General features: G+C 55.1%; 26 protein-coding genes, 1 tRNA gene and 1 other annotated feature. Of the genes, 9 read left to right on the forward strand and 18 right to left on the reverse strand.

Annotation, left to right across the window (positions count from 1 at the left end; all coding sequences use genetic code 11):
- Nucleotides 1-37 precede the first annotated feature (37 nt).
- From IJT02_00555 to IJT02_00610, 12 genes are all read right to left on the reverse strand, one after another.
- Nucleotides 38-499, reverse strand: a complete 462-nt coding sequence (locus IJT02_00555; protein MBQ7543412.1) for a hypothetical protein — start codon at nucleotides 497-499, stop codon at nucleotides 38-40.
- Nucleotides 496-1434 (reverse strand): ornithine carbamoyltransferase, encoded by a 939-nt coding sequence (gene argF / locus IJT02_00560; protein MBQ7543413.1) that lies wholly within the window; start codon nucleotides 1432-1434, stop codon nucleotides 496-498. The genes IJT02_00555 and argF overlap by 4 nt, the downstream gene beginning before the upstream one ends.
- An 87-nt stretch (nucleotides 1435-1521) precedes the next feature.
- Nucleotides 1522-2919 carry an LCP family protein gene (locus IJT02_00565; protein ID MBQ7543414.1) on the reverse strand — a complete coding sequence of 466 codons (1398 nt, stop codon included), beginning with the start codon at nucleotides 2917-2919 and terminating at the stop codon, nucleotides 1522-1524.
- Nucleotides 2920-2928: 9 nt separating this feature from the next.
- Nucleotides 2929-3516 carry a nicotinate-nucleotide adenylyltransferase gene (gene nadD, locus IJT02_00570; GenBank protein MBQ7543415.1) on the reverse strand — a complete coding sequence of 196 codons (588 nt, stop codon included), beginning with the start codon at nucleotides 3514-3516 and terminating at the stop codon, nucleotides 2929-2931.
- Nucleotides 3513-4808: a GTPase ObgE gene (gene obgE / locus IJT02_00575; protein ID MBQ7543416.1), complete on the reverse strand. Its 1296-nt coding sequence runs from the start codon at nucleotides 4806-4808 to the stop codon at nucleotides 3513-3515. Before obgE ends, nadD begins: the two co-directional genes overlap by 4 nt.
- Nucleotides 4809-4871: 63 nt before the next feature.
- On the reverse strand, nucleotides 4872-5153 hold the full coding sequence (gene rpmA, locus IJT02_00580; GenBank protein ID MBQ7543417.1) for a 50S ribosomal protein L27: 282 nt from the start codon (nucleotides 5151-5153) through the stop codon (nucleotides 4872-4874).
- Nucleotides 5154-5155: 2 nt separating this feature from the next.
- Nucleotides 5156-5482 (reverse strand): ribosomal-processing cysteine protease Prp, encoded by a 327-nt coding sequence (locus tag IJT02_00585; GenBank protein ID MBQ7543418.1) that lies wholly within the window; start codon nucleotides 5480-5482, stop codon nucleotides 5156-5158.
- 1 nt (nucleotide 5483) lies between these two features.
- Nucleotides 5484-5798: a 50S ribosomal protein L21 gene (gene rplU, locus IJT02_00590; protein MBQ7543419.1), complete on the reverse strand. Its 315-nt coding sequence runs from the start codon at nucleotides 5796-5798 to the stop codon at nucleotides 5484-5486.
- Nucleotides 5799-5896: 98 nt separating this feature from the next.
- Complete coding sequence (locus IJT02_00595; GenBank protein ID MBQ7543420.1) at nucleotides 5897-6403, reverse strand: hypothetical protein; 507 nt, start codon at nucleotides 6401-6403, stop codon at nucleotides 5897-5899.
- Complete coding sequence (locus tag IJT02_00600) at nucleotides 6345-6734, reverse strand: glycosyltransferase family 2 protein (protein MBQ7543421.1); 390 nt, start codon at nucleotides 6732-6734, stop codon at nucleotides 6345-6347. Before IJT02_00600 ends, IJT02_00595 begins: the two co-directional genes overlap by 59 nt.
- A gap of 197 nt (nucleotides 6735-6931) precedes the next feature.
- Complete coding sequence (locus IJT02_00605) at nucleotides 6932-7147, reverse strand: heavy-metal-associated domain-containing protein (GenBank protein ID MBQ7543422.1); 216 nt, start codon at nucleotides 7145-7147, stop codon at nucleotides 6932-6934.
- Nucleotides 7148-7150: 3 nt separating this feature from the next.
- Complete coding sequence (locus tag IJT02_00610; GenBank protein MBQ7543423.1) at nucleotides 7151-8677, reverse strand: carbon starvation protein A; 1527 nt, start codon at nucleotides 8675-8677, stop codon at nucleotides 7151-7153.
- 96 nt (nucleotides 8678-8773) lie between these two features.
- Between IJT02_00610 and IJT02_00615 the strand changes: the two genes are divergently transcribed.
- Both IJT02_00615 and IJT02_00620 read left to right on the forward strand, forming a co-directional pair.
- A complete protein-coding gene (locus IJT02_00615) occupies nucleotides 8774-9463 on the forward strand; it encodes an aspartate/glutamate racemase family protein (protein ID MBQ7543424.1) in 690 nt (229 codons plus the stop codon).
- A gap of 47 nt (nucleotides 9464-9510) precedes the next feature.
- Nucleotides 9511-10686, forward strand: a complete 1176-nt coding sequence (locus IJT02_00620) for a hypothetical protein (protein MBQ7543425.1) — start codon at nucleotides 9511-9513, stop codon at nucleotides 10684-10686.
- Nucleotides 10687-10724: 38 nt separating this feature from the next.
- On the opposite strand, the gene IJT02_00625 is transcribed toward IJT02_00620, so the two are convergent.
- From IJT02_00625 to IJT02_00650, 6 genes are all read right to left on the reverse strand, one after another.
- Nucleotides 10725-12233 carry a YifB family Mg chelatase-like AAA ATPase gene (locus IJT02_00625; protein MBQ7543426.1) on the reverse strand — a complete coding sequence of 503 codons (1509 nt, stop codon included), beginning with the start codon at nucleotides 12231-12233 and terminating at the stop codon, nucleotides 10725-10727.
- On the reverse strand, nucleotides 12230-12841 hold the full coding sequence (locus IJT02_00630; GenBank protein MBQ7543427.1) for a DedA family protein: 612 nt from the start codon (nucleotides 12839-12841) through the stop codon (nucleotides 12230-12232). The genes IJT02_00625 and IJT02_00630 overlap by 4 nt, the downstream gene beginning before the upstream one ends.
- Entirely contained in the window at nucleotides 12841-13863 is a 1023-nt protein-coding gene (gene glpX, locus IJT02_00635; protein MBQ7543428.1) for a class II fructose-bisphosphatase, read from the reverse strand. Before glpX ends, IJT02_00630 begins: the two co-directional genes overlap by 1 nt.
- 120 nt (nucleotides 13864-13983) lie before the next feature.
- Complete coding sequence (locus IJT02_00640) at nucleotides 13984-14472, reverse strand: ACT domain-containing protein (GenBank protein MBQ7543429.1); 489 nt, start codon at nucleotides 14470-14472, stop codon at nucleotides 13984-13986.
- Nucleotides 14473-14552: 80 nt separating this feature from the next.
- The gene (locus tag IJT02_00645) at nucleotides 14553-16907 is read right to left on the reverse strand and encodes a PBP1A family penicillin-binding protein (GenBank protein ID MBQ7543430.1); all 2355 of its coding nucleotides are present in this window, start codon (nucleotides 16905-16907) and stop codon (nucleotides 14553-14555) included.
- Between the two features lie 122 nt (nucleotides 16908-17029).
- Nucleotides 17030-17644, reverse strand: a complete 615-nt coding sequence (locus IJT02_00650; protein MBQ7543431.1) for a hypothetical protein — start codon at nucleotides 17642-17644, stop codon at nucleotides 17030-17032.
- Between the two features lie 126 nt (nucleotides 17645-17770).
- Here IJT02_00650 and rpmG point away from each other — a divergent pair, with 126 nt between their 5' ends.
- The 7 genes from rpmG (at nucleotide 17771) to IJT02_00685 (ending at nucleotide 20736) form a co-directional block, all read left to right on the forward strand.
- Nucleotides 17771-17920, forward strand: coding sequence for a 50S ribosomal protein L33 (gene rpmG / locus IJT02_00655; GenBank protein MBQ7543432.1), 150 nt, complete (start codon nucleotides 17771-17773; stop codon nucleotides 17918-17920).
- Between the two features lie 55 nt (nucleotides 17921-17975).
- Nucleotides 17976-18051: transfer RNA gene (locus IJT02_00660), tRNA-Trp, on the forward strand.
- A 24-nt stretch (nucleotides 18052-18075) separates the two neighbouring features.
- Nucleotides 18076-18291: a preprotein translocase subunit SecE gene (gene secE, locus IJT02_00665; protein MBQ7543433.1), complete on the forward strand. Its 216-nt coding sequence runs from the start codon at nucleotides 18076-18078 to the stop codon at nucleotides 18289-18291.
- 1 nt (nucleotide 18292) lies between these two features.
- Nucleotides 18293-18829 (forward strand): transcription termination/antitermination factor NusG, encoded by a 537-nt coding sequence (nusG, locus tag IJT02_00670; GenBank protein MBQ7543434.1) that lies wholly within the window; start codon nucleotides 18293-18295, stop codon nucleotides 18827-18829.
- A 39-nt stretch (nucleotides 18830-18868) separates the two neighbouring features.
- Nucleotides 18869-19294 carry a 50S ribosomal protein L11 gene (gene rplK / locus IJT02_00675; protein ID MBQ7543435.1) on the forward strand — a complete coding sequence of 142 codons (426 nt, stop codon included), beginning with the start codon at nucleotides 18869-18871 and terminating at the stop codon, nucleotides 19292-19294.
- Between the two features lie 49 nt (nucleotides 19295-19343).
- Nucleotides 19344-20048 (forward strand): 50S ribosomal protein L1, encoded by a 705-nt coding sequence (locus IJT02_00680; GenBank protein ID MBQ7543436.1) that lies wholly within the window; start codon nucleotides 19344-19346, stop codon nucleotides 20046-20048.
- Nucleotides 20047-20178, forward strand: a sequence feature (ribosomal protein L10 leader region). It overlaps the preceding gene by 2 nt.
- A gap of 18 nt (nucleotides 20179-20196) precedes the next feature.
- Nucleotides 20197-20736 carry a 50S ribosomal protein L10 gene (locus IJT02_00685; GenBank protein ID MBQ7543437.1) on the forward strand — a complete coding sequence of 180 codons (540 nt, stop codon included), beginning with the start codon at nucleotides 20197-20199 and terminating at the stop codon, nucleotides 20734-20736.
- Nucleotides 20737-20777 lie beyond the last annotated feature (41 nt).

Raw genomic sequence — 20777 nt, forward strand, 5'->3', positions numbered from 1 at the left:
GAATTGCGGGAAATTGTACACGCTGATTCTGCAGAGGTCAAGCCTTCCTGAACGTCAGCCTGTGTCCGTAGCCCTCAGGAAGGTATTTGAACATCAGGACGTAGACGGCACTGCTGAGCCTGTTGAGAGTGTGAGAGATTCGCAGAGTGTCTTCATGGGGGAAAGCCCTGCACGATGCAAGCTCCGTCTCCCGCACAAGCGTACGCAGAAGGTTCAAGCCCGCAGATTCACGCTTCATGTCCATGTGAGGCATGATGTGCCCGCCGTCCGGGTTGTGGGAGAGCTCGTGAAGTTCGTCCGCAGTTTTCCCCCACAGGACAAAATCTTCCTTGAAGGGTGTGCTGGATGCCTCGCAGTGCTGTAACTGCCTCACGATTCCTCTGAGTTCTTCGAGGTCAGCGATGTACTCTTCATTGTCCGAGCACGTCTGCAGAAAGATTATCTGTGCGTTGAGGCTGTCGAGCTTTCCCCTGAGAATGAATCGTTCTCCACTCTTCATGCACCTAACGTGGCGACCATTACGGCCTTGATGGTGTGCATTCTGTTTTCTGCTTCGTCGAAAACCTTTGATTGTTCGGACTCGAAGACTTCTTCCGTAACCTCGCAGCCCTTAACCGCAGGCAGGCAGTGCAGGAAAATCGTTGTGTCCTTGCCCGTTGCGCGCATAATCTCCGCGTTGACCTGCCAGCCCCCGAGCAGTGCATAACGTTCCTCCTTAAGTGCCTCTTCTCCCATCGACACCCAAACATCCGTGTAGATTGCGTCCGCTCCTTTGACGGTTTCCTTCGGGTCATTGATGACGGTGATTGTACTGTGTGCGGCAATGCTCCTGCACTTGGCCAGAAGCTCGGGGTTAGGCTCTAACTCTTTCGGTGAGCTGACGACGTAATCTATTCCCATCTTCGCACAGCCTATCATCAGTGCGTTGCTCATGTTGTTGCGTCCGTCGCCGAGATACACCAGCTTTAACCCGCGTAAACGGGAAAAATTCTCCCGCAATGTCAGGAAGTCGGCCAAGACCTGCGTAGGGTGGTCAATGTCCGTGAGGCCGTTCCACACGGGCACGCCGGAATACTGCGCCAGCGTCTCTACTGTCTCCTGCTTGAAGCCCCTAAACTCTATACCGTCGAACATCCTGCCTAGTACGCGGGCGGTGTCTTTCGCGTCTTCCTTTGCGCCGAGCTGTATGTCGTTCTTGTTCAGGTACTCGGGGAATGCCCCTTCATCGTTGCAGGCGACCGTGAAAGCACAGCGTGTCCGTGTCGATGACTTCTCGAAGATTAACGCAATGTTCTTGCCTGCTAGAGACGTTCCGCGAATGCCCGCGCGCTTCTTTGCCTTGAGGTCTGCTGCCAGTGTGATAAGGTAATCTATTTCTGCCGGAGAAAAATCCATGAGCGTAAGGAAATTCCTGCCTCTGAGATTTACTGCCATGATGTTAATGAACCTCCTGTGTTGGGATGAAGGCGATTATATCACGGCAAAAAATTTACCCCGCACACTCTCTGCACGGGGCGTGTCCTATGAGTTCATGTTCTCTAGGCGGCTGAACAATTGCTCCTTGTCGTGCCCTAGTATCAGCGTCAGTGATGTTGCGCGCCTGTCCTCCTGCACAAGGCGTTCATTGGTGATCCCGCAGAGTTCCGCAAGTGCCATCGCGCTCTGCCGTACCGTCTCGTCTCCGTTCGGCGGGTAAATTATGCTCGAAGCCTTGTAGTCGTAGTGCCTCGCGTTGCCCGTGTACGGAACCTCAATGCCTATGCGCTGGAATATCTGCGCCGCACGTTTGCCGATGCCCTTTTCGCCGTCGCCGTTGAGGATTCTGATGCTCATTATCTGGTCTCTGAGCTCCGCTATCTTCTCGTTGTCGAAGCCCGAAGACGAATCGCTGGCTTCCCTCTCGTCGAGGTTGATGCTCTCCGTGCTCTCAAGCAGCGTGTCATCAGCAGGCGGGAGCTTGGCCGCAAGCTGGAGCGAGAACGCGTTGTTGTCCAGAATCCAATAGCTTACGTTCTTGCTGAAGCCCGTTTTGCCCGGTGCCATGAACATCTTTATACGGTCGGGCGGGAGTGAGTTCGCGAACTGCAGGAGCTTCAAGGCCTCCAGCGGCGCAAGGTCGGTGTCTATCGCGTCCATGACTTCATTGAGGATAGCAGGAAGTTTCGTGATTATCGTCGGAGTCTTTATCTTCTTCATCATGATGTCGATGAACTTCTGCTGTCTCCTCACGCGGCCGATGTCGCCCAGCGGGTCATGCCTGAACCTCACGTAACCCAGCGCAGTCTTGCCGTTCATGTGCTGCTGTCCCGCCGGGATGTTGATGAACAGTTTGCCCGAGTAGTCGTTGTAGACCATGCGCTTATCAACGTAAATATCAATTCCGCCGAGTATGTCGACGATGCGCGGAAAGCTCTTGTAGCTTATTTTCACGAAGTAGTCTATCGGCATCCCCGTGAGGTTCACCAGAGTTTCGCGCAGAAGCCTTATTCCGCCGTAAACGTAGGCGTGATTAATCTTGTCCCAGCCCCGCGAAGGAATGTACACCCTCGAGTCTCTGGGTATCGACGCAATCCTGAGGCCGGGATTCTGCGCGTCGAAGATAGCCAGTGCTATCGCGTCAGTCCGTGAGCCTCCCTCGACGTTGTCCAGTCCCACAACAAGAACGTTCACCGTTCCGCGCGCCGTGCTGTCCTTCTGCGACGAAGGCTCTGCTACGGCAAGCTCTGTCTCCTCACCCTGAGGCTGAGGCTGCTCGTCCTGAGGCTGGGCAGTCTGTGATGTGGCGGCGGCTTTGGGCTGAGCTTTCGGCACGGGCAGAGGGTTGGGGTCGTTGAGGAGCTCGGCAAGGCGGAAGGCTGCTCCACCGACCATTGACGACGCTATCACGAAAATTATTCCCAGAATCTTAAGCACTCTCATAAATTCAAATCATCTCCTGTATAGGTTGTTCGACTCAATATATATCTCGACAAGGTGAGGCACAAGAAACCTGATGCCCCGCCTTTCTCTGGAACGTTCGCGGATCTCTGTGCTGGATATGGCGAACTGCGGGATCTCGATATATTTTAGCTTATCACGAATGAATTTAGGGAGTGTTTCTATTCCGCTTACCGGGTAGCCCGGCCTTCTTGCAGTTACGAGGGTGCAGAGCTCGGGGATTTTCTCGAACTCGAACCATGACGTTATAGAGAGCATTGCATCAAGCCCCGTGATGAAGAACAAGTCTTCAGGAGCTATCCCCGACTCCACGAACGCCCTCAGCGTGTCGACTGTGTGCGTTGATTCTTTGCGGTCAATCTCGATTCTAGAGACCGAGTACTCCAGCACTCCTGCAGTCGCGAGCAGGGTCATCGCGTACCTGTCCTCTGCGGGGGTAATCCTGCTTTTGTGCGGAGGGTCGCCGGTCGGTACGAAGATGAGCCGGTCAATCCCAAGATTTATGCGCGCCTCCTCTGCCGCCAACAAGTGCCCGTAATGTATCGGGTCGAACGTTCCGCCCATTATTCCCGTCTTCATGCTATTGTCTCCGGCTCAAAGTCGAACTCTACGTCGCCGATGTACACCTTGTCCCCTTCTCGTGCACCTGCGGCCTCCAATGCTTCCTCAACGCTGAGAGCCTTAAGCAAGCGGGCGAACTTCTGGAGCGCGTCTTCATGTTCAAAGTTTATGCGCGACACTGAACGCTCAAAGTTCTCGTGCTCAACCCTGAAGCTCCCGTCGGACTGTCGGATTATCTTCACGGGTTCTCTAGACGAACGCCCGGAAGACTTCTTGCGCGGCAACTCCGTAATCTCCTCTTCAGGCTCAAGCACAACAGCAGGTGTCTTCCTTACGAGGTCAGCTATTGCGCGGATGAGTTCAGGGATGCTGTCGCCGGTCAAGGCACTCACCGCCATATACCCGAGCCCTCTGCTCTCTGCCTCCTCACGCAGCAGCGCGGAGTTAGTTTCTGTGCCTTCAAGGTCTGTCTTGTTGCCGACGACGATTCCGGGCCTGTCCTCCAAGCCTTTGCCGTACTCGTGAAACTCATTCAGCAGTGCATTGAACGTGGAGGCAGGGTCAGGCTGCGAGAGATCTATAACGTGAACGATTATTCGTGTGCGTTCGACGTGCCGGAGGAACTGCAACCCTAACCCTTTGCCCTCGTGAGCACCCTCAATGAGGCCGGGCATGTCCGCAATCACTATCTGTGTGTCATCTACAGAGAGCACCCCGAGATTCGGTGAAAGCGTCGTGAACGGGTAGCCCGCAATTCTGGGATGTGCTCCGCTGATGGCCGAGAGAATGCTGGACTTCCCTGCGTTCGGAAAACCCGCAAGCCCGACATCAGCAATCAGCTTCAGTTCAAGCGTTAAGTTTCTCTCTTCGCCCGGGTCTCCCTTCTCCGCGAATTTCGGTGCGCGCCTCGAGGAAGTGGCGAAGTGGGAATTTCCGCGTCCCCCCTTTCCGCCGTGTGCCGCAATGAATCTCTGTCCCGGCACAACCAGATCCGTCAGCACCTGTCCCGTCTCCGAATCCTTCACGAGAGTCCCGCACGGTACGGAAATCACGAGGTCTTTTCCCCCCAAGCCGGAACGATGCGCGCCTTCACCGTGCCCGGCGTGTCCTGCCTGAAAGCGTCGGTCATACTCGAAATCAGCGAGCGTAACGATTCCGCCTTTAGCCTCGAGGATTACGTCGCCGCCTTTGCCGCCGTCTCCGCCGTCTGGGCCGCCTTTGGGGACGAATTTTTCACGACGGAAGGATAATGCTCCGTTTCCGCCGCGTCCTGCCCTCACAAAAATTTCTGCTAAGTCTGCAAATTTCATGTCCTGATAAAAAATTAGCCCCCTGTCGCAGGGGCGTGATGATGTTATGTCTCTGTATTTCCGCTATTCTGCGGGCACAACTGATACATACTTGCGGCCAAGTTTCTTGTGGTAGTTCACTTTGCCGGGCACGAGCGCAAACAGCGTAAAATCCCTGCCGATTCCGACGTGCTTCCCCGCGTGAACCTGAGTCCCGCACTGCCTCACAAGGATGCTCCCTGCTGTTACGTCCTGCCCCGCGAAAACCTTGATCCCGCGATACTTGGGCTGGCTGTCGCGTCCGTTGGTGGAGCTTCCCTGCCCCTTCTTGTGCGCAAAAAACTGAAGGTTGAATCTCTTTGTCATCGTCAAATTTCCTCCGTTGTAAGTCTAATGTACTTGGGATTCTCTAGAGCTATCTGCCTGAGCGAACGTGCAGCTGTTTCTGTGAGGAGTGATAACCTCTCCTGCTCGGAACTTGGCCACACTGCCCGAATTACGGGGACTCGTTCGTCTGCCTCGACGTTCAGGCCTTGAACCTTCGCGATGTCCTCAAGCCCCAGAATAAGCGACTGCATCAGCGTGCTCACTGCCGCACATATCACGTCGTTTCCGCTCCAGCCGAAGCCGGAATGTCCCCTGCTCTCAATCCCTGTTAATGTTCCCCCGCTGTAGTAGAGAGTTACGCGCGTCAAGCTAGCCTTCGATGTTCCTGATGACTACCTCAGTAAAGTACTGCCTGTGTCCGCGCATCTTCCTGTAGTTCTTCTTGCTCTTGTACTTGAACACAAGAACTTTGTCCGCGCGTCCCTGCTTCACGATTTCCGCCGTAACCCTTGCGCCGGTTACGTAGGGATTCCCGAAGCGGGCTTCCGTGCCTTCTCCTCCGACTGCTATAACCTTGTCGAAGATGATTTCTGTGCTGGTCTCGCCCCCGAGACGCTCTACCCTGAACTTGTCGCCGACGTTTACGCGGTACTGTTTTCCGCCGGTCTCGATAACTGCAAACATATACATTTCCTCCTTACGCCGGACAAAGGCCCGCAAATGGCGCGGTTAAGCCTGAGCCGTGCGAGAATGTGTGCGATGCGGAGAATTATAGCATACGGCTACACGTGGGAGAGTATTTCTGTGTCGTGCACTTCATTGCGGTCATGGTCTGTGAAGTCGCTCATTGGCCGCATGCCGCTGAGGTGGTCTGCCATGCCGCGTATCCTTTTTTCCTGATACTCCTCGAGGGATTTGCTGAAGTAGTGGTTGACGCGTATCTTGCTGAAGTGTACTTGTTCGGTGATGGGGCCGCGAACTATCCGGCCGTCTTCATCCAAGTTATGGAAGCCTCTGCGGTATGTCGGGAAGTGTACATGTCCGTAAAAAAATACCTTAGTCGGGTCGCATATAGTCTTGATGTGCTGGTTAGCAGGGAAGTCATCTTCTGCGCGCATCGTGTAATTCTCGAGGACTCCGCCTTCCGGCTTCGTGATGTGTCCGCTTGAACCGAATATGCACCAGTTCACGGCGAGGCCTCCGGCGTTCGGGTGAGAGGTCATGAACTCATCAACGAACTCGTATAGATTGCTTAGTCCCCCCCCCCCCATTCGTAGAATTACGTACAAACATAAACTCATCCGCGTCAATGAAGCCCATGTACTTGAACTTGTGTCCGTAATCGTGAAGAGCCATGTTGTACGCATCAATCTGGCGAGCCTTGCCTCTTATTGCGTGATAGGTTACAAGTCCCGCATCGATGTACGGACTAAGGACTTCGCGGAAATTATCCGTGCTCTCGTTGTCGTAGATTATGAAGTGCGAGACTCCCTGTTTGCGGTGAAACCCTATCCACTCTGCAATATACGGTGCTTCATTCTTTGCGATCAGGACGAACGCCAGACCTTTGCGCCCGGGCATGTTCTTGGCGCGGAAATATCCCAGCATCTTAATCATCATGAAAGGCGAGATAAGAATCTCCAGCAGGCGTAAAATCTTCTTGTCTGAAGTCAGATTACGGCATCTGTAGAGAAGCACATTGTACGCGCATAAATTATGCAGAACCCGCAAGCACTTTGCAAACATAATATTTTCTCTCCCCAGAAAAATAAAACAGGCCGCGCATTTTCAGCACAGCCCGTGAAATCATAAAGTCTTTATGCCGCTTCTATCTTCGCGACATCGTAGCCCGCCTCGTCGATGGCTGACCTTATCGCCTCGTCAGCAACATCCTTCGCGAGCGTGATTACCGCCGTCCCGGCATCAAGGCTCACATCAGCCCCCGTAACGCCGTCAAGTCCCTCTAATGCTTCCTTGACGTGCTTCACGCAGTTCTGGCAGCCCATGCCTTCAACGTGTACAACCTTCTTCATGCGTTATGCCGCCTTCTGAGCTTTCGACGCAGGCACAAACGTCGTGAACCAGTAGATCGCGAAGAACAGCATAGCCGCGATTATGCCGATTCCGTAAGCCACATTGCGCTCAAGCATGAGGTAGCACTCTGGCGCAATGCAGAAGTACGTGATGCTTACTGCACTCATGAACATTGCAGGGATAGCCGCGATGAAGCCCTTGCCTGCTCCGACGTTGCGCGCGAGGTACACAGCACCTGCCCACAGCGCAATCATCGCAAGCGTCTGGTTCGACCACGAGAAGTAACGCCACACTATGCCGTAATCGAGGAAGGAGATTGCGTAACCTGCCGCCAGCAACGGAACAGCCAGCATCAGTCTCGGGGCAAAACCCTTCTGTTCAATGCCGAACCAGTCAGCGAGTGTTAAACGTGCGCTCCTGAATGCCGTATCGCCTGACGTAATCGGGCACGCAACAACGCCGAGCAGTGCAAGAATGCTCCCTATCGGCCCGAGAAGCCCAACGGAAATCTGATAGACGCTCGTTGAGTTTCCGCCTCCGACAGCAAGAAGCCCCGCCGTCGAGAACCCGCCGTCCGTTCCGTTGTAGAACGCGATACCGGCCGAAGCCCAGATGAGCGCGATGATTCCTTCAGCGACCATTGCGCCATAGAACACGAAGCGTCCCTGACGCTCGCTCGTGAGGCAGCGTGCCATCATCGGGGACTGCGTCGCGTGGAAGCCGGAAATTGCTCCGCAGGCAACCGTGATGAACATCAACGGCCAGATAGGCATTGTGTCAGCCTTCGGGTGCATGTTGTACAGGCCTTCCCACAGCTCAATCATCGGCTTCGTTCCCTGAATGTGGTTGTAGACGGTCATTCCGCCGATGCCGATTGCCATGAAGATAAGGCACAGACCGAACACGGGATAGATTTTGCCGATGACCTTATCGATGGGAAGAAGTGTCGCAAGGAAGTAATACACGAGGATTACGACCGTGAGAATCTTCGTCCAGTCAGCCGCACCGTAGCCCATGAACATAGCAGGAGCACCGCCAGCCGCACCTACAGCACCGCTCGTGCCCTGAGTGAGCATCAGCGCGAGAAGTCCTGCCGGTCCTACCATGAAGACAACGCCGACCATTACGAGCAGGACGACAGAGAACAGCCTCATAACCTGAAGCATGAAGCCGCCGAGATATTTTCCCGTAATCTCCGAGACGCTTGCTCCGTCGTTCCTCATCGAAAGCATTCCGACAAGGTAATCATGAACTGCTCCGGCAAAAATTGTCCCGAAGACTATCCACAGATAAACCTGAGGCCCCCAGATTGCGCCGGTAAGTGCACCGAATATCGGCCCGAGCCCCGCGATGTTGAGGAGCTGAATCAGGAAAGCACGTCCCGGAGTTATGGGCACGAAGTCAACTCCGTCCTCTTTCCTAGTGCAAGGAGTTTCCCTATCGTCAGGCCCGAAAATAGCGTTGACGATTGCACCATAAATACAGTAGCCCAGCACGAGAAGCACCAAGCCGCCAAGAAATGAATACATTAAACGTTTCTCCCTTCTTAAGTTGTGGTAGTATGGATAGCAGAATTTTAGTCCGTTCATGAATAAAATCAAGCATTCACAAAGGAGGTTATCATTATGCAGACGTTAGGAGTACTCGGCGGAATGGGACCTGCGGCATGTGCTGAGTTCCTGCGAATCTTCGCGCGCGACTGCCCGGCTAAGGACGACTCGCAGCACCCGAAAATTATCATGCTCTCTGACCCCGAAACGCCCGACCGCAGCAATGGCATCATGGGTCTCGGCCCTGACCCTCTGCCGGTAATCAGGAAGAATCTTCTTCAGCTCGCACAGTGGGGCGCGGATGTCTTGGCCGTTCCGTGCAACACAGCACACTACTTCATCGACAGGTTCAGGGACGAGCTTCCCGTGCCGCTGATACACATCGTTGAAGCGACGGTAGAGGCCGCGAAGGAACTTAGTCAGGGGAACTGCTCGTGGCTTCTTGCGACTGACGGGACGCAGAAGAGCCTGATTTACCCTGCGTGCGCCGAGAAGATGCATTATCACTTCCTGAAGCCTTCGCCTTCACAGCAGGAGAAGATTCAGCACTGCGTACGTCTGGTGAAGGCAGGAGACATGGCTTCAGCAGGAGAGACAATGCGCGACGTGGTGAATGAGCTTTGGGGAGAACGTAACGTGCCGGTAACTATGGGCTGTACGGAGCTCCCGCTGGCGTATGAGGCATCCGGGCTTCCGCTTGAACGCCAGGTGTCGAGCCTCAAGGCACTCAGCGACGCGTGTATCCGTGTCCTGTATCAGCAGTAATGTTATAATCAGGCGCAAAAAATTGACCAGAAAGGATTGATTTGCTCATGCCTTATGATGACATGAACGACGAAGAAGAACTATCATTGCTCGACATATTCACTATATTGTGGCGGAGGAAAGGGCTGATAATCTTCCTGACTGTGGTGTTCGGAGGAGCGGCGGCATTCTACGCGTTCACTGCTCCGTTCATCTACAGGGGAGAGTGCAGGATACTTCCTTCCGGAAGCGGAGGTGCCAGCGGACTTATGGCACAGCTCGGAGGACTTGCCGGCCTCGTAGGACTTCCCAGCACAGCGACCAACGGGCAGATGATGATCGGCATACTTCAGGGAGACACGGTTGTTGATGCGATAATCGACAAGTTCAACCTCATGGAGGAGTACGAGCAGGAGATTCGCCTTCATGCACGGACGGCAACCCTCAAGAATCTCGAGGTCAACGAGGACACGAAGAGCGGTATCATCAGCGTGGCCTTCCTGAACAAAGACCCGCAGAGAGCCTCCGACATCGCCAACGCGTTTGTTTATGAGCTGCAGAAGAAGGTGCAGGATCTTTCGGTGAAGGACGCACAGCAGAAGCGCGAGTTCTTCGAGAATCAGTTACTGCAGGCACAGCAGGAGCTCAACACTGCGGAGGCTGACATGATGAAGTACCAGCAGGACAGCGGTGTCATCGAGCTTGGTTCGCAGACGGGCGCAATACTTGCATCAATCAACAGCCTGCGCAACAGGATTGCGGCCAAGAACGTCGAGATTTCCACCCTGAGCAGCTACGCCCGCAAGGACAACCCGCGCCTGAAGCTGCTGCAGTCGGAGCTTGAAGCCATGACGAAGGAGCTCCGCAGTCTCGAGGAACAGCAGAGCAGGCAAGGACGGAGCTCAAACAGCGACCTCTTGGCCTCAGTCGGGCAGGTGCCTGAGCTCGGGATAGAGTATCAGCGTTACATGAGGAATCTGCAGTTCGCAACGGCGAAGTACGAGCTGATGATGAGGCAGTACGAGAGCGCGCGTCTCAGCGAAGCCAGCGACATTTCGACGATACAGATCGTTGACCCTGCGACACCGCCGGACTACAAGTACAAGCCCAAGCGTGCAACGATAACCCTTGCCGGAGGGCTTGGAGGCATGTTGCTCGGTGTGTTCTGGGCATTCCTCACCGAACATATCAACGAACTCCGCAAGACCAGAAGACAGCGCGATGATGACGACGACGACTATTAGCACCAGCAGAAGCTCTCCTTCACGGGGGAGCTTTTCTTTTACCCTCTGCCGTAACCCTGACGGTACATCAATGCTTCAGCCAGATGCTTCTTCCCGATGCGTTCATCGCCGGACAAGTCCGCAATAGTACGCGAGACCTTTAGCACCCTGCTCATTCCGCGCCCGGAAAGGTTGAGCTTGGCCGCCATAAGAGCAAGGTAGTCGCGTTCTGCATCCTGCAGGATCAGGCATCTCTTCACCAGCTTCTCGGGAATCTCTGCGTTGCACGTGTAACCGTACTCACGCCACCTGTCCTGCTGAATCTTCCTTGCACTGATTACGCGCTTGCGGATTGACGCGCTGGACTCGGGAGGGTTGTCCTTGTCGGTGAAGGATAACAGCTCGTCGGGCGTGAGCTTCGGGACGTGAATCTGCAGGTCTATCCTGTCCATGATGGGCCCGGAAAGTTTCCGCTTGTAGCGTTCGAGGTCTCCGGCGGTGCACTTGCAGGGAGTTACGGGATCTCCGGCGTAACCGCACGCACAGGGGTTAGCGGCCAAGACCAACAGCACGCGCGACGGGTAAACCACGCTTCCTGCTGCCCTGCTGACCGTGATGAACCCGTCCTCAATCGGTGCTCTGAGGCTCTCCGTGAGGTCTCTGCGGAACTCCGTATACTCGTCGAGGAACAGCACTCCCCTGTGAGCCCGCGAAACTTCTCCCGGCCTAAGGTCGCTTCCTCCTCCGCAGACTGACACGGTGCTCGCGGTGAAGTGTACGGTTCTGAACGGACGCTCTCTCGTGGGCTTGCTGTCGTCTCCGAGAGTACTGCGGATTAACAGCGTCTCGACGAGTTCATCATCGGTGAGGGGCGGGAGAATCCCTGCGATTGCGCGGGCAATGAGTGTCTTTCCGCTTCCCGGCGACCCCACAAGAAGGAGGTTGTGATGTCCTGCGGCGGCGATCTCTGCGGCACGTCGGGCGGCAATCTGCCCCTTGATGTCCGAGAAGTCAGGATCAGCGTTTTCTGGCACATCAGGCACGAACGCCGGAGGAACAGGACGCGGCTTCTCCTCGCCAGACAGCATCATGAACAGTTCGCTGAGGCTGTCAGCGCAGTACGCTTCAACTCCCTGAACCAGCGCGACTTCTTCAGCGTTTCCGCCCGGAACGTACAGCGGGATACCCATCTCGCGCGCAAGGAACGCCGCAGGTACTGCACCCCTCACCCTCCGAAGCCGTCCGTCCAGCGCAAGTTCACCCATGTATAACGCTTTGGGTGCGTCTTTGAGGTGGCCGGTGGCCTGCATCATTCCGAGTGCTATCGGCAAATCCAGAAGCGCGCCTTCTTTCGGGATGTCAGCGGGCGCAAGGTTGACGGAGATTCTGCCCTTGAGGTTCAGGCCAAGAGAACGCAGAGCCGCCCTCACGCGCTCCTTCGACTCGCGAACCGCAACATCAGGCATCCCCACAATATTTATCGTGAACAGCCCGCCGGTTATCTCAACCTCGACTTCAACCGACAGCCCCTCAATTCCCTTGAGAGTTACGCCGAGAATCCCGCTCATGGCTTCTTCTTCATCCGCAGGAAGAGCACGTACCCTCCCGCAATCAGCACAGCCAGCCCGACGCACGCAATTGTGATAACGTGAAGGTACTCCTTCAGCAAGTCCTGATGCTCGCCGAGAAGATACCCCGCGAACGTCAGCACCACAACCCACGCTCCTGCCCCTATCGACGTGTAGAGGGTAAAGGTCTTCATGGGCATTCGTGCTATCCCTGCAGGAAGCGAGATGTACTGCCTTATGACGGGGAGCAAACGCCCGACGAGCGTGCTGATGTGCCCGTGCTTGAGGAAGAACTCATCGGCTTTGTTGACGCTCTCGGGGGACACGAAGAAGTATTTTCCCCACTTCAGCAGGAACGGGCGGCCGAATTTTACCGCTATCCAGTAATTGAACAGCGCGCCCAAGAGACTGCCGGCGATTCCTGAGAGCAGGACTAGAGAGAGGGACATTTCACCTTTCCACGCGAGATAACCCGCCGGAGGCATGACCACTTCACTCGGAAAAGGGAAGAACGATGATTCGAGGAACATCAGGGAGACTATCCCTGTGTAGCCCATCCTGCCGATTGTGTCGACAAGCCACGCTGTGAGTGCGCTGATGATGTGCATTACAGGCCGAGATCCTCTTTGACGGTCGGATCGTAGGCGATGTTTCCGCCCATCTCCTCGAGCTTCTTCTGTGAGTGTGTTGCAGAGATGAAGCGGATTGTCCCGGAGCTGCTTCTCATGCACAGGGAGTTTGTCTCGATGTGAGCACCGTGATAGTGCACTCCCTTCAGCAGGTCTCCGTCAGAACCTCCTGCCGCCGCAAAGAACACGTTGTCGCTCTTCACGAGGTCGTCGATAGTCAGGACAGTGTCCTTCGTGAGGCCGCGTTCTTTCGCCCGTGCTTCGTCCTCGTCGTTGCGGAAATAGGGCTGGCACTGCATATTAGCGTCAAGGCACTTCATTGCGCACGCGGTGATTACGGCTTCAGGACTCCCGCCGATGCCCAGAAGAATATCTGCCGACTCGTGGCCGGGAAGGCTCGTCATCAGTGCACCAGCAACGTCGCCGTCTCCGATGAGCCTAACTCGTGCTCCCATTGCACGGACGCGTTCGAGAATCTCTCCGTTGCGAGGACGGTCAAGCATTACCACTGTGGTTTCCTCGATCTTCTTGCCCTTAGCCTTCGCGACTATCCTTACGTTGAACTCTACGGGTGCTTGAATGTCTATGTACCCTGCGGCTTCCGGGCCGGTAACTATTTTGTTGAGGTAGAACAGGTTGTCCGGGCTGAACATCGTTCCTCTGGGTGCGGCGGCTATTACGCTGATTGCCCCGTCCTGACCCTGCGCGACGAGACGCGTTCCGTCGATGGGGTCAACCGCGATGTCAACTTCAGGGCCATCACCCGTCCCTACTTCCTCGCCGTTGAAGAGCATCGGTGCTTCATCCTTCTCGCCCTCGCCGATGACTACGACTCCCTTCATCGCAACACCGTGAAGAACGTAGCGCATTGCCTCAACGGCGGCGCGGTCAACCTCGTTCTTGTTGCCGAGCCCGAACCAGCGGCCGGAGGCCATTACGGCGGCTTCTGCAGAACGTACGAGCTCCATAGCAAGATTCTTGTCCTGTGCGAATAGTGCCATTAAGAACTTCCTCCCTCGAAAAATTTTGTGTGTGTGATTATTGTGAGTGGTATTGCTGAGATTATAGCAGAAAAAATCCCCCCCGATTGCTCAGGAGGGATGCTCGTCAAGATTCTGCGGCTACTTTATCTCTGCTCCGGCTTCCTTCAGAACAGATACTGCCTTCTCGATGTCAGTGATGTTGAAGATGAAGTAGACTTCATTGCCGTTCTGATCGAACATGTACAGATGATCGATGTTCACGCCCGCCTCAGCAAAAACCTTGAGCACCGAGTTCAAGCCGCCGGGAACGTTAGGAATCTCAATCGCAAGCACGTCCTCGATTGTCGGGGCGAATCCCGCCTCTTTCAGGACAGCCGCCGTTGCTTCAGCGTCGTCCGCCATGAACAGAGCATGTGTGTCGTTCCTGATTGTTACGCCGTTGAGGTTGATTTTGTGGTCAGCTATTACCTGCGTCATCTTCTGTACGCTGCCCGGCTCGTTCGGAGAGGGGACGACAACCTGCTTCAGCCTGAGCACCTTTTCGCCGTTGAGAGCATACGCCGACGCACACGCAAGAACGACCAGCACCAGAGCCAGCCACAACACCGCTAAACGCTTTGTCTTCATGATGATAACTCCTTTGTTGGTTGGGATAAAACTCACCCAGTTTATATATATATATATATATTGTCAAGCGTTGATACCAACTAATTCAGTCCGTATTGCCTCAGCAGCTGCTGGTAACGCTGTTCGACCTCGTTCATCTTGGGCTCCTGCCTCTTAGGTGCAGGCGGGTTCGGTCTGGGAATCGCCGCGCGTGTCTCCTGCGCAGTAACCTGCTGTGCCGCCTGTGCTTCACGCTCCTGCCTCTGTGCCTCCTTCTTGGCCGAAGCCTCGCGTTCCTTCCTCTGCATGTTCGCATAGTACGTGTCATCCTGCTCAACGAGGAACAGTCTCGGGCCTCTCGGGTCACTGTCCGCCGCCTTGTAGCTCCCGCCGTGAATAGGGCATGACGCAGTAGGTGATTTGCCCTTCGGGAAGAACAGCGGCACACTCTGACAGCCTCCCCTTGCGCGGTAGCCCGAAGCCCTGCAGATAGACACCTTGTCGACTTCAACCCACGACGGAGGAGGCGCGAAGTTCGCGGGAGTCTTCATCTCCTGCACTGCGTACTGCATGAACTTCCTCCACACCGGCGCGGCCATCGTTCCGCCGAAAGCACGTTTGCCCATCGACTTGTGGTCATCACGGCCAACGTATACCGCCGTAGTCAGTCCCGGGACTCCTCCGCAGAACCACGCATCAATGAAGTCGTTTGACGTTCCAGTCTTGCCGAAAACGTTGACGTTCTTGATTGCGGCGGGCTTGCCCGTGCCGGATCTCACCGCGTCCTGAAGCATCGAACGTATCGCGTACGCTGTCTCGGGACGGAGTGCCTGCGAACTCGCAGTGTCTCTGTGCTCGAGGATGTTGCCGTCCCTGTCCTTAATCTCGCGTATCATCTGCGGGACTATCCTCTTGCCGCCGTTGTTGAAGCAGTTGAACGCCACAGCCATTTCCAGCGGAGTAAGGCTCGCTGAACCCAGCGCAACAGACAAATCATTCGGCAGGTACTTGGTCTCAATGCCCATGTTGCGTGCCATCTGAACGATAGCGTCCGTCCCGATGTATGCCGCTACCCTGACTGCAACGGTGTTGTATGACTGCACGAGCGCGCGCTGTAGCGTAACTTCTCCCGCGTAACCGTTGCTGGAGTTGTGGGGAGACCAGCCCTTGTTGCCCGCCCCCTTCTTCTTGAAGGTTATCGGCGCGTCAAGGAAGTGGTCACTGGGCATTACGTCTTCTTCGATTGCGGCGGCGTAAACTATCGGCTTGAAGCTCGAGCCAGGCTGACGGACTGCCTGCGTAGCACGGTTGAACTTGCTCTCCTTGAAGTCCTTTCCCCCGACGAGCGCGAGAACCTCTCCCGTATCTGCCTCTATGCAGACAAGTGCTCCCATCACGTTCTTGTTGAGCCCCTGAATGCACTCACGGGCTTTGTCCTGAAGATTAACGTCAAGAGTTGTGTATATCTGCATTCCTCCGCTGTAGACCTCATCCTTCCCGTACTTTGGGAGCAAGTCATTGAACAGCAGGTGCGACACGAAATACGGCGCGCGGTTGAACTCCTCTATCTTGTTGGCGGGCTTGGTGTTGAGGACGAGTTCCTCGTCATAAGCCTCCTGCCTCTGCTCAGCCGTAATCCACCCCAGCGTCTCCATTCGCGACAGTACGTAATTCCGGCGTGCCTTGTTGTTGCTCTCGCTGGAGATGGGGTTGTAGCGTCCCGGGTTGGCGATTAATCCCGCAAGTGCCGCCGACTCCGCCAAGTCCAGATCTCGTGCTGACTTGTCGAAGTATGTGTGTGCGGCTGTCTCTGCTCCCCATGCTCCGTGCCCGAAGTTTATCGTGTTGAGGTAGAGCTCCAGAATCTTGTCCTTCGGGAAAAGTTTCTCCAGCCTCATCGCGATGATGATTTCTTTCGCCTTCCTCGTTACGCTCTTTTCGTGGGACAGGAACAGGTTGCGTGCCAGCTGCTGTGTTATCGTGCTTGCACCCTGAACCTTCCCGCCCTCGACAACGTCAGTCCACAGTGCGCGCATTATCGAGCCGATGCGTATGCCTCCGTGTTGGTAGAACGCAGAGTCCTCTGCCGCGAGCACTGCACGCACAAGATGAGGAGAGATTTCGGCCAAGTCTTTCGGTGTCCTGTTCTCAATGAAGAGACGCGCTATGACCTCGCCGTTCCTGTCGTAGAGGATTGACGGGAGGCTGTTCTTGGGGTTGGCGAGCTCGAGCATACTCGGCAGGTCTTCGGAGATCTTGACGACGTACCATGCTACTCCTGCGCTGAGTGCTCCCGTCGCTAGAAGCACAACTAACAGAAGCGACATCATTATCAGCTTCAGGACGGAGATGCCTTTCTTCTTCTTGCGCGGTTTGACCGGCTTTCTCTGCTGCGGCTGTGATGGTTTAGGGGATGCTTGCGGTTTTGTCTGCTGTCTCGGCCTCTGCTGGCTCATGAACAATATCTCGTCCGGGTCTATGCGGAAATTTCTGCCCTGTCCGTTCGGCGGGCGGTGCGAACTGCTTCCGTTCATGCAGATTGATTGCTCCTTTCTGTCTCTGTATGGCTCAAATCATATCACACACGCTCAAAGATTCGGATTATTCCGCCCTTGCGCCTGTGCCCTGTGTCCCACATGTTGCGGAGGCCGAACCACAAGAACTCCCCGTAAGTTACCGTCATCACGCGGAGTTCGCCGCCTCTGTCCTCGTAACCCGCGAGGTTGAACCAGTGCCAGTTGAAGTCGTCGAGCGCGGGGTCTTGGTGCATCAGCATGAGGTACGACACGGGAAACCCCCTGTCTATCTGGCTGGTTACTGCCTCAGCGAACACCTCATAACTCACGCTCCCGGAAAGTCCCTCGAGAACCAGCGAGGAACATTTCACGCTGGCGAGGTAGTCGGAGAAGCCGCAGATGTACGTCTCGAGGAAGTCTATCCCGTGATAGCGCGGGTAAAGGTACGGCTTCATCATCGAGGAGAAGTTCAGGAAGTCCGCGCGCGAAATGCTGGAAGGGTCAAACGGGTAAAGCCTACGGAATCTGTCGTGCTTCCCCGCCAAGTACATGCAGACATCGCACGCCGTAACAGCTCCGCAGCCGCCCTTGTTCATGTCCCACTCGACGAGGTCGTCCTGATTCCCGCCGGGAAGGCCGTCAATCATGAAGTAGTCGAGAATTTTTCTGTGTTCCAACTCGTTATACACCTTCTGAGAAAATTTGTACTATTCTACAGCATGATAATCACCTCCGCGCTCATTGGAATACTGTGCTACAATACTCCCCGTTTTCACACTCAACGACGAAAGGAATAATTTTGCATGGCAGACATCATCGGACTTACGTGCACACAGTGCAAGAGGCGCAATTACACCACGACCGTCAACAAGAAGAAGCAGGCCAAGAAACTCGAGCTCAAGAAATACTGCAGGTGGTGCAACGCCCCTACGGTACACAAAGAGTCGAAGTAGCAGGTTGCTAAAACAAGAGGCCTGTTGTAGAATTTAGCCCGTTAATTTTTGACGCAGGTCCGTGGCTCAATTGGCAGAGCACTGGTCTCCAAAACCGGGGGCTGCAGGTTCGAGTCCTGCCGGGCCTGCCATTTCTTTATGAGGACACCAATATAATGGCAAAGACAACCGCAGAGAAAAAGACCAAGCTGGCCGCGCTTAAAGACTTCATCCGTGAAGCCAAAGCCGAGCTCAAGAAAGTAACTTGGCCGACGCGCCGCCAGATATGGTACTGGACAATAATCGTGATAGTGTTCACGCTTTGTGTGTCGCTGTATCTGGGGCTGATAGACTTCGTTCTTGCGTGGCTGTTCCGCACGCTCTTAGGTTAATATGCCGGAAGAACGCCGCTGGTACGTCGTACAGACCTACGCAGGCTACGAGAAGAGAGTAGAAGCCGATCTGCGTCAGCGCATCAAAGCGATGAAGATGCAGGATAAGATCTTCGACGTTCTTATACCTACAGAGACTCACATTGAGATCAAGGATGGCAAGAGCCGCGAGGTTACCCGCAAGCTTTACCCCAGCTATGTGATGGTAGAGATGATCTTTGATGCTCAGTCATGGTACGCAGTCCGCCACACCGAAGGCGTAACGGGTTTCGTCGGTGCAGGAACGTATCCTATTCCTCTGTCTCAGGAGGAAGTCGACCGCGTAATGTCTGGCATGAAGAGCAGCAAGGAAGACCCCAAAGTCCAGATAGACCTGAAGATCGGCGACGTGGTGAGGGTAACCGAAGACGGCAACATGAAGGGTTACACCGGGCCGGTCGTGCAGATAGACGCGAAGAGGGGCAAGGTGAAGTTCCGCACGGAGATGCTGGGCGGAGCAGAAGTAGAGACCGACTACAAGTCCTTAGAGAAAATCTGAGGAAGTAGCACGTAGATACAGAAAGGAAAAATTTTTATCATGGCTAAGAAGGTAGTAGGGCAGATAAAGCTGCAGCTTCCTGCCGGAAAGGCAACTCCCGCGCCCCCTGTAGGTCCGGCACTCGGACAGCACGGCGTGAACATCATGGAGTTCTGCAAGCAGTTCAACGCCAAAACTCAGGATCAGGCGGGGCTGATTATCCCTGCAGTGATTACGGTCTACGCGGACAGGAGCTTCACGTTCGAGCTGAAGACTCCTCCTGCGGCGGTACTGCTGAAGAAGGCGGCGGGCATAGAGTCCGGCTCAGGCGTGCCCAACAAGACGAAGGTAGGCAAGATTGCGCGCGCGAAGGTGAAGGAGATCGCCGAAATGAAGATGAAGGATCTCAACGCCAACGACGTGGAAGGCGCAATGAGGATGATCGAAGGCACAGCCCGTTCAATGGGGCTTGAAGTCGTCGACTAAGAACAATTGCGGGAGAGTAACTTACTCGCGATTACCGCAGGAGGCAGACATGAAGAGAAGCAAGAGATACCGTGAAGCCGCAGAGAAAGTAGAAGCCGGAAAGCTGTACGGTCTCCGCGAAGCTGTGGAGCTGTTCAAGACCATAGCGACGGCCAAGTTCAACGAGAGCATAGAAGTCCACGTGAGGCTGGGGATAGACCCGCGCCACGCCGACCAGCAGGTCAGGAGCACGGTGAGCCTTCCGCACGGGACGGGCGTAACCAAGAAGGTGCTCGTCATCACGCAGGGCGAGAAGATCAAGGAAGCACAGGATGCCGGAGCAGACATCGTGGGCGGAGACGACATCGTCCAGCAGATTCAGGGCGGGTTCATGGACTTCGACGCGGTTATAGCCACGCCGGATATGATGAAGTCAGTCGGCCGTCTGGGAAAAGTTCTCGGGCCCCGCGGACTGATGCCCAGCGCAAAGACAGGGACAGTAACGTTCGAGCTCGCCAGCGCGGTCAAGGAGATCAAGGCCGGACGTGTGGAGTTCCGTGCGGACAAGACGGGCATCACCCACAACGCCGCAGGAAGGCGTGATTTCAGCGTTGATGACCTGTACGACAACGTCAAGGCACTGCTTCAGGCTATCTACCGCGCACGTCCCGCATCGGTCAAAGGCACGTACGTCAGAAGCATAGCCATCGCGCCGACGATGGGGCCCGGAATTGCAGTAGACCCCGCGCTGGCACAGAAAGAATTAGCACTGTAAAAATTTTTCCCGCAATCCGCAGACAACAGGGGCAGAAATGCTTAATCATCCTGTCGAGGAGAGAGAGTTACTGAATAGAGAATAACGCTCCTCCTGTGATGTATAATGGGGGAGCTTTTTTGCGGACTTAAGGAGGTGAACACAAAGAATGCCGGCACAAATCAAGTATGAGTTAGTAGACGGTCTCAGAGAGAAGCTGTCGAGGACAAAAGCAGTATTCGTAGGCGAGTATCGCGGAATGACGGTAGAGCAGAGCACAATGCTCCGCCACAAGGTACGCGAGGCAGGCGGTGAGCTCAAGGTTGCGAAGAACACGCTGTTTGCGATCGCCATGAAGGAAGCAGGCCTCGAGGCACTTCCCGAGAGCATGATGAAGGGGCCCAACATCTTTGCGCTGTGCTATGACGACCCAGTAGCAGTCGCTAAGGTGCTCAAGGAGTACGCGAACGACAAGACGCAGAAGGCCTTTATCCTCAAGGGAGGACTTCTCGAGACGCAGCAGCTTGACCTTGCACAGCTGATGGCACTCGCGGATCTCCCGCCGAAGGAAGTCATGCGCGGACAGGTTGTCAGGACAATCGCCGCACCGTTATCGGGGCTGGTCAACGTTCTTGCTGGTACGATGCGGAATTTCGTTACCTGCCTCGACCAGATACGCGCAAAGAAGGAAGAAGGAACAGCCGCGTAGTTTTTTGGCTGTCGAACATTACAATTTTACGGAGGAAAAAT

This window comes from Synergistaceae bacterium, from assembly GCA_017450125.1.
In the GTDB taxonomy this organism is placed as follows: Bacteria; Synergistota; Synergistia; order Synergistales; family Aminobacteriaceae; genus JAFUXM01.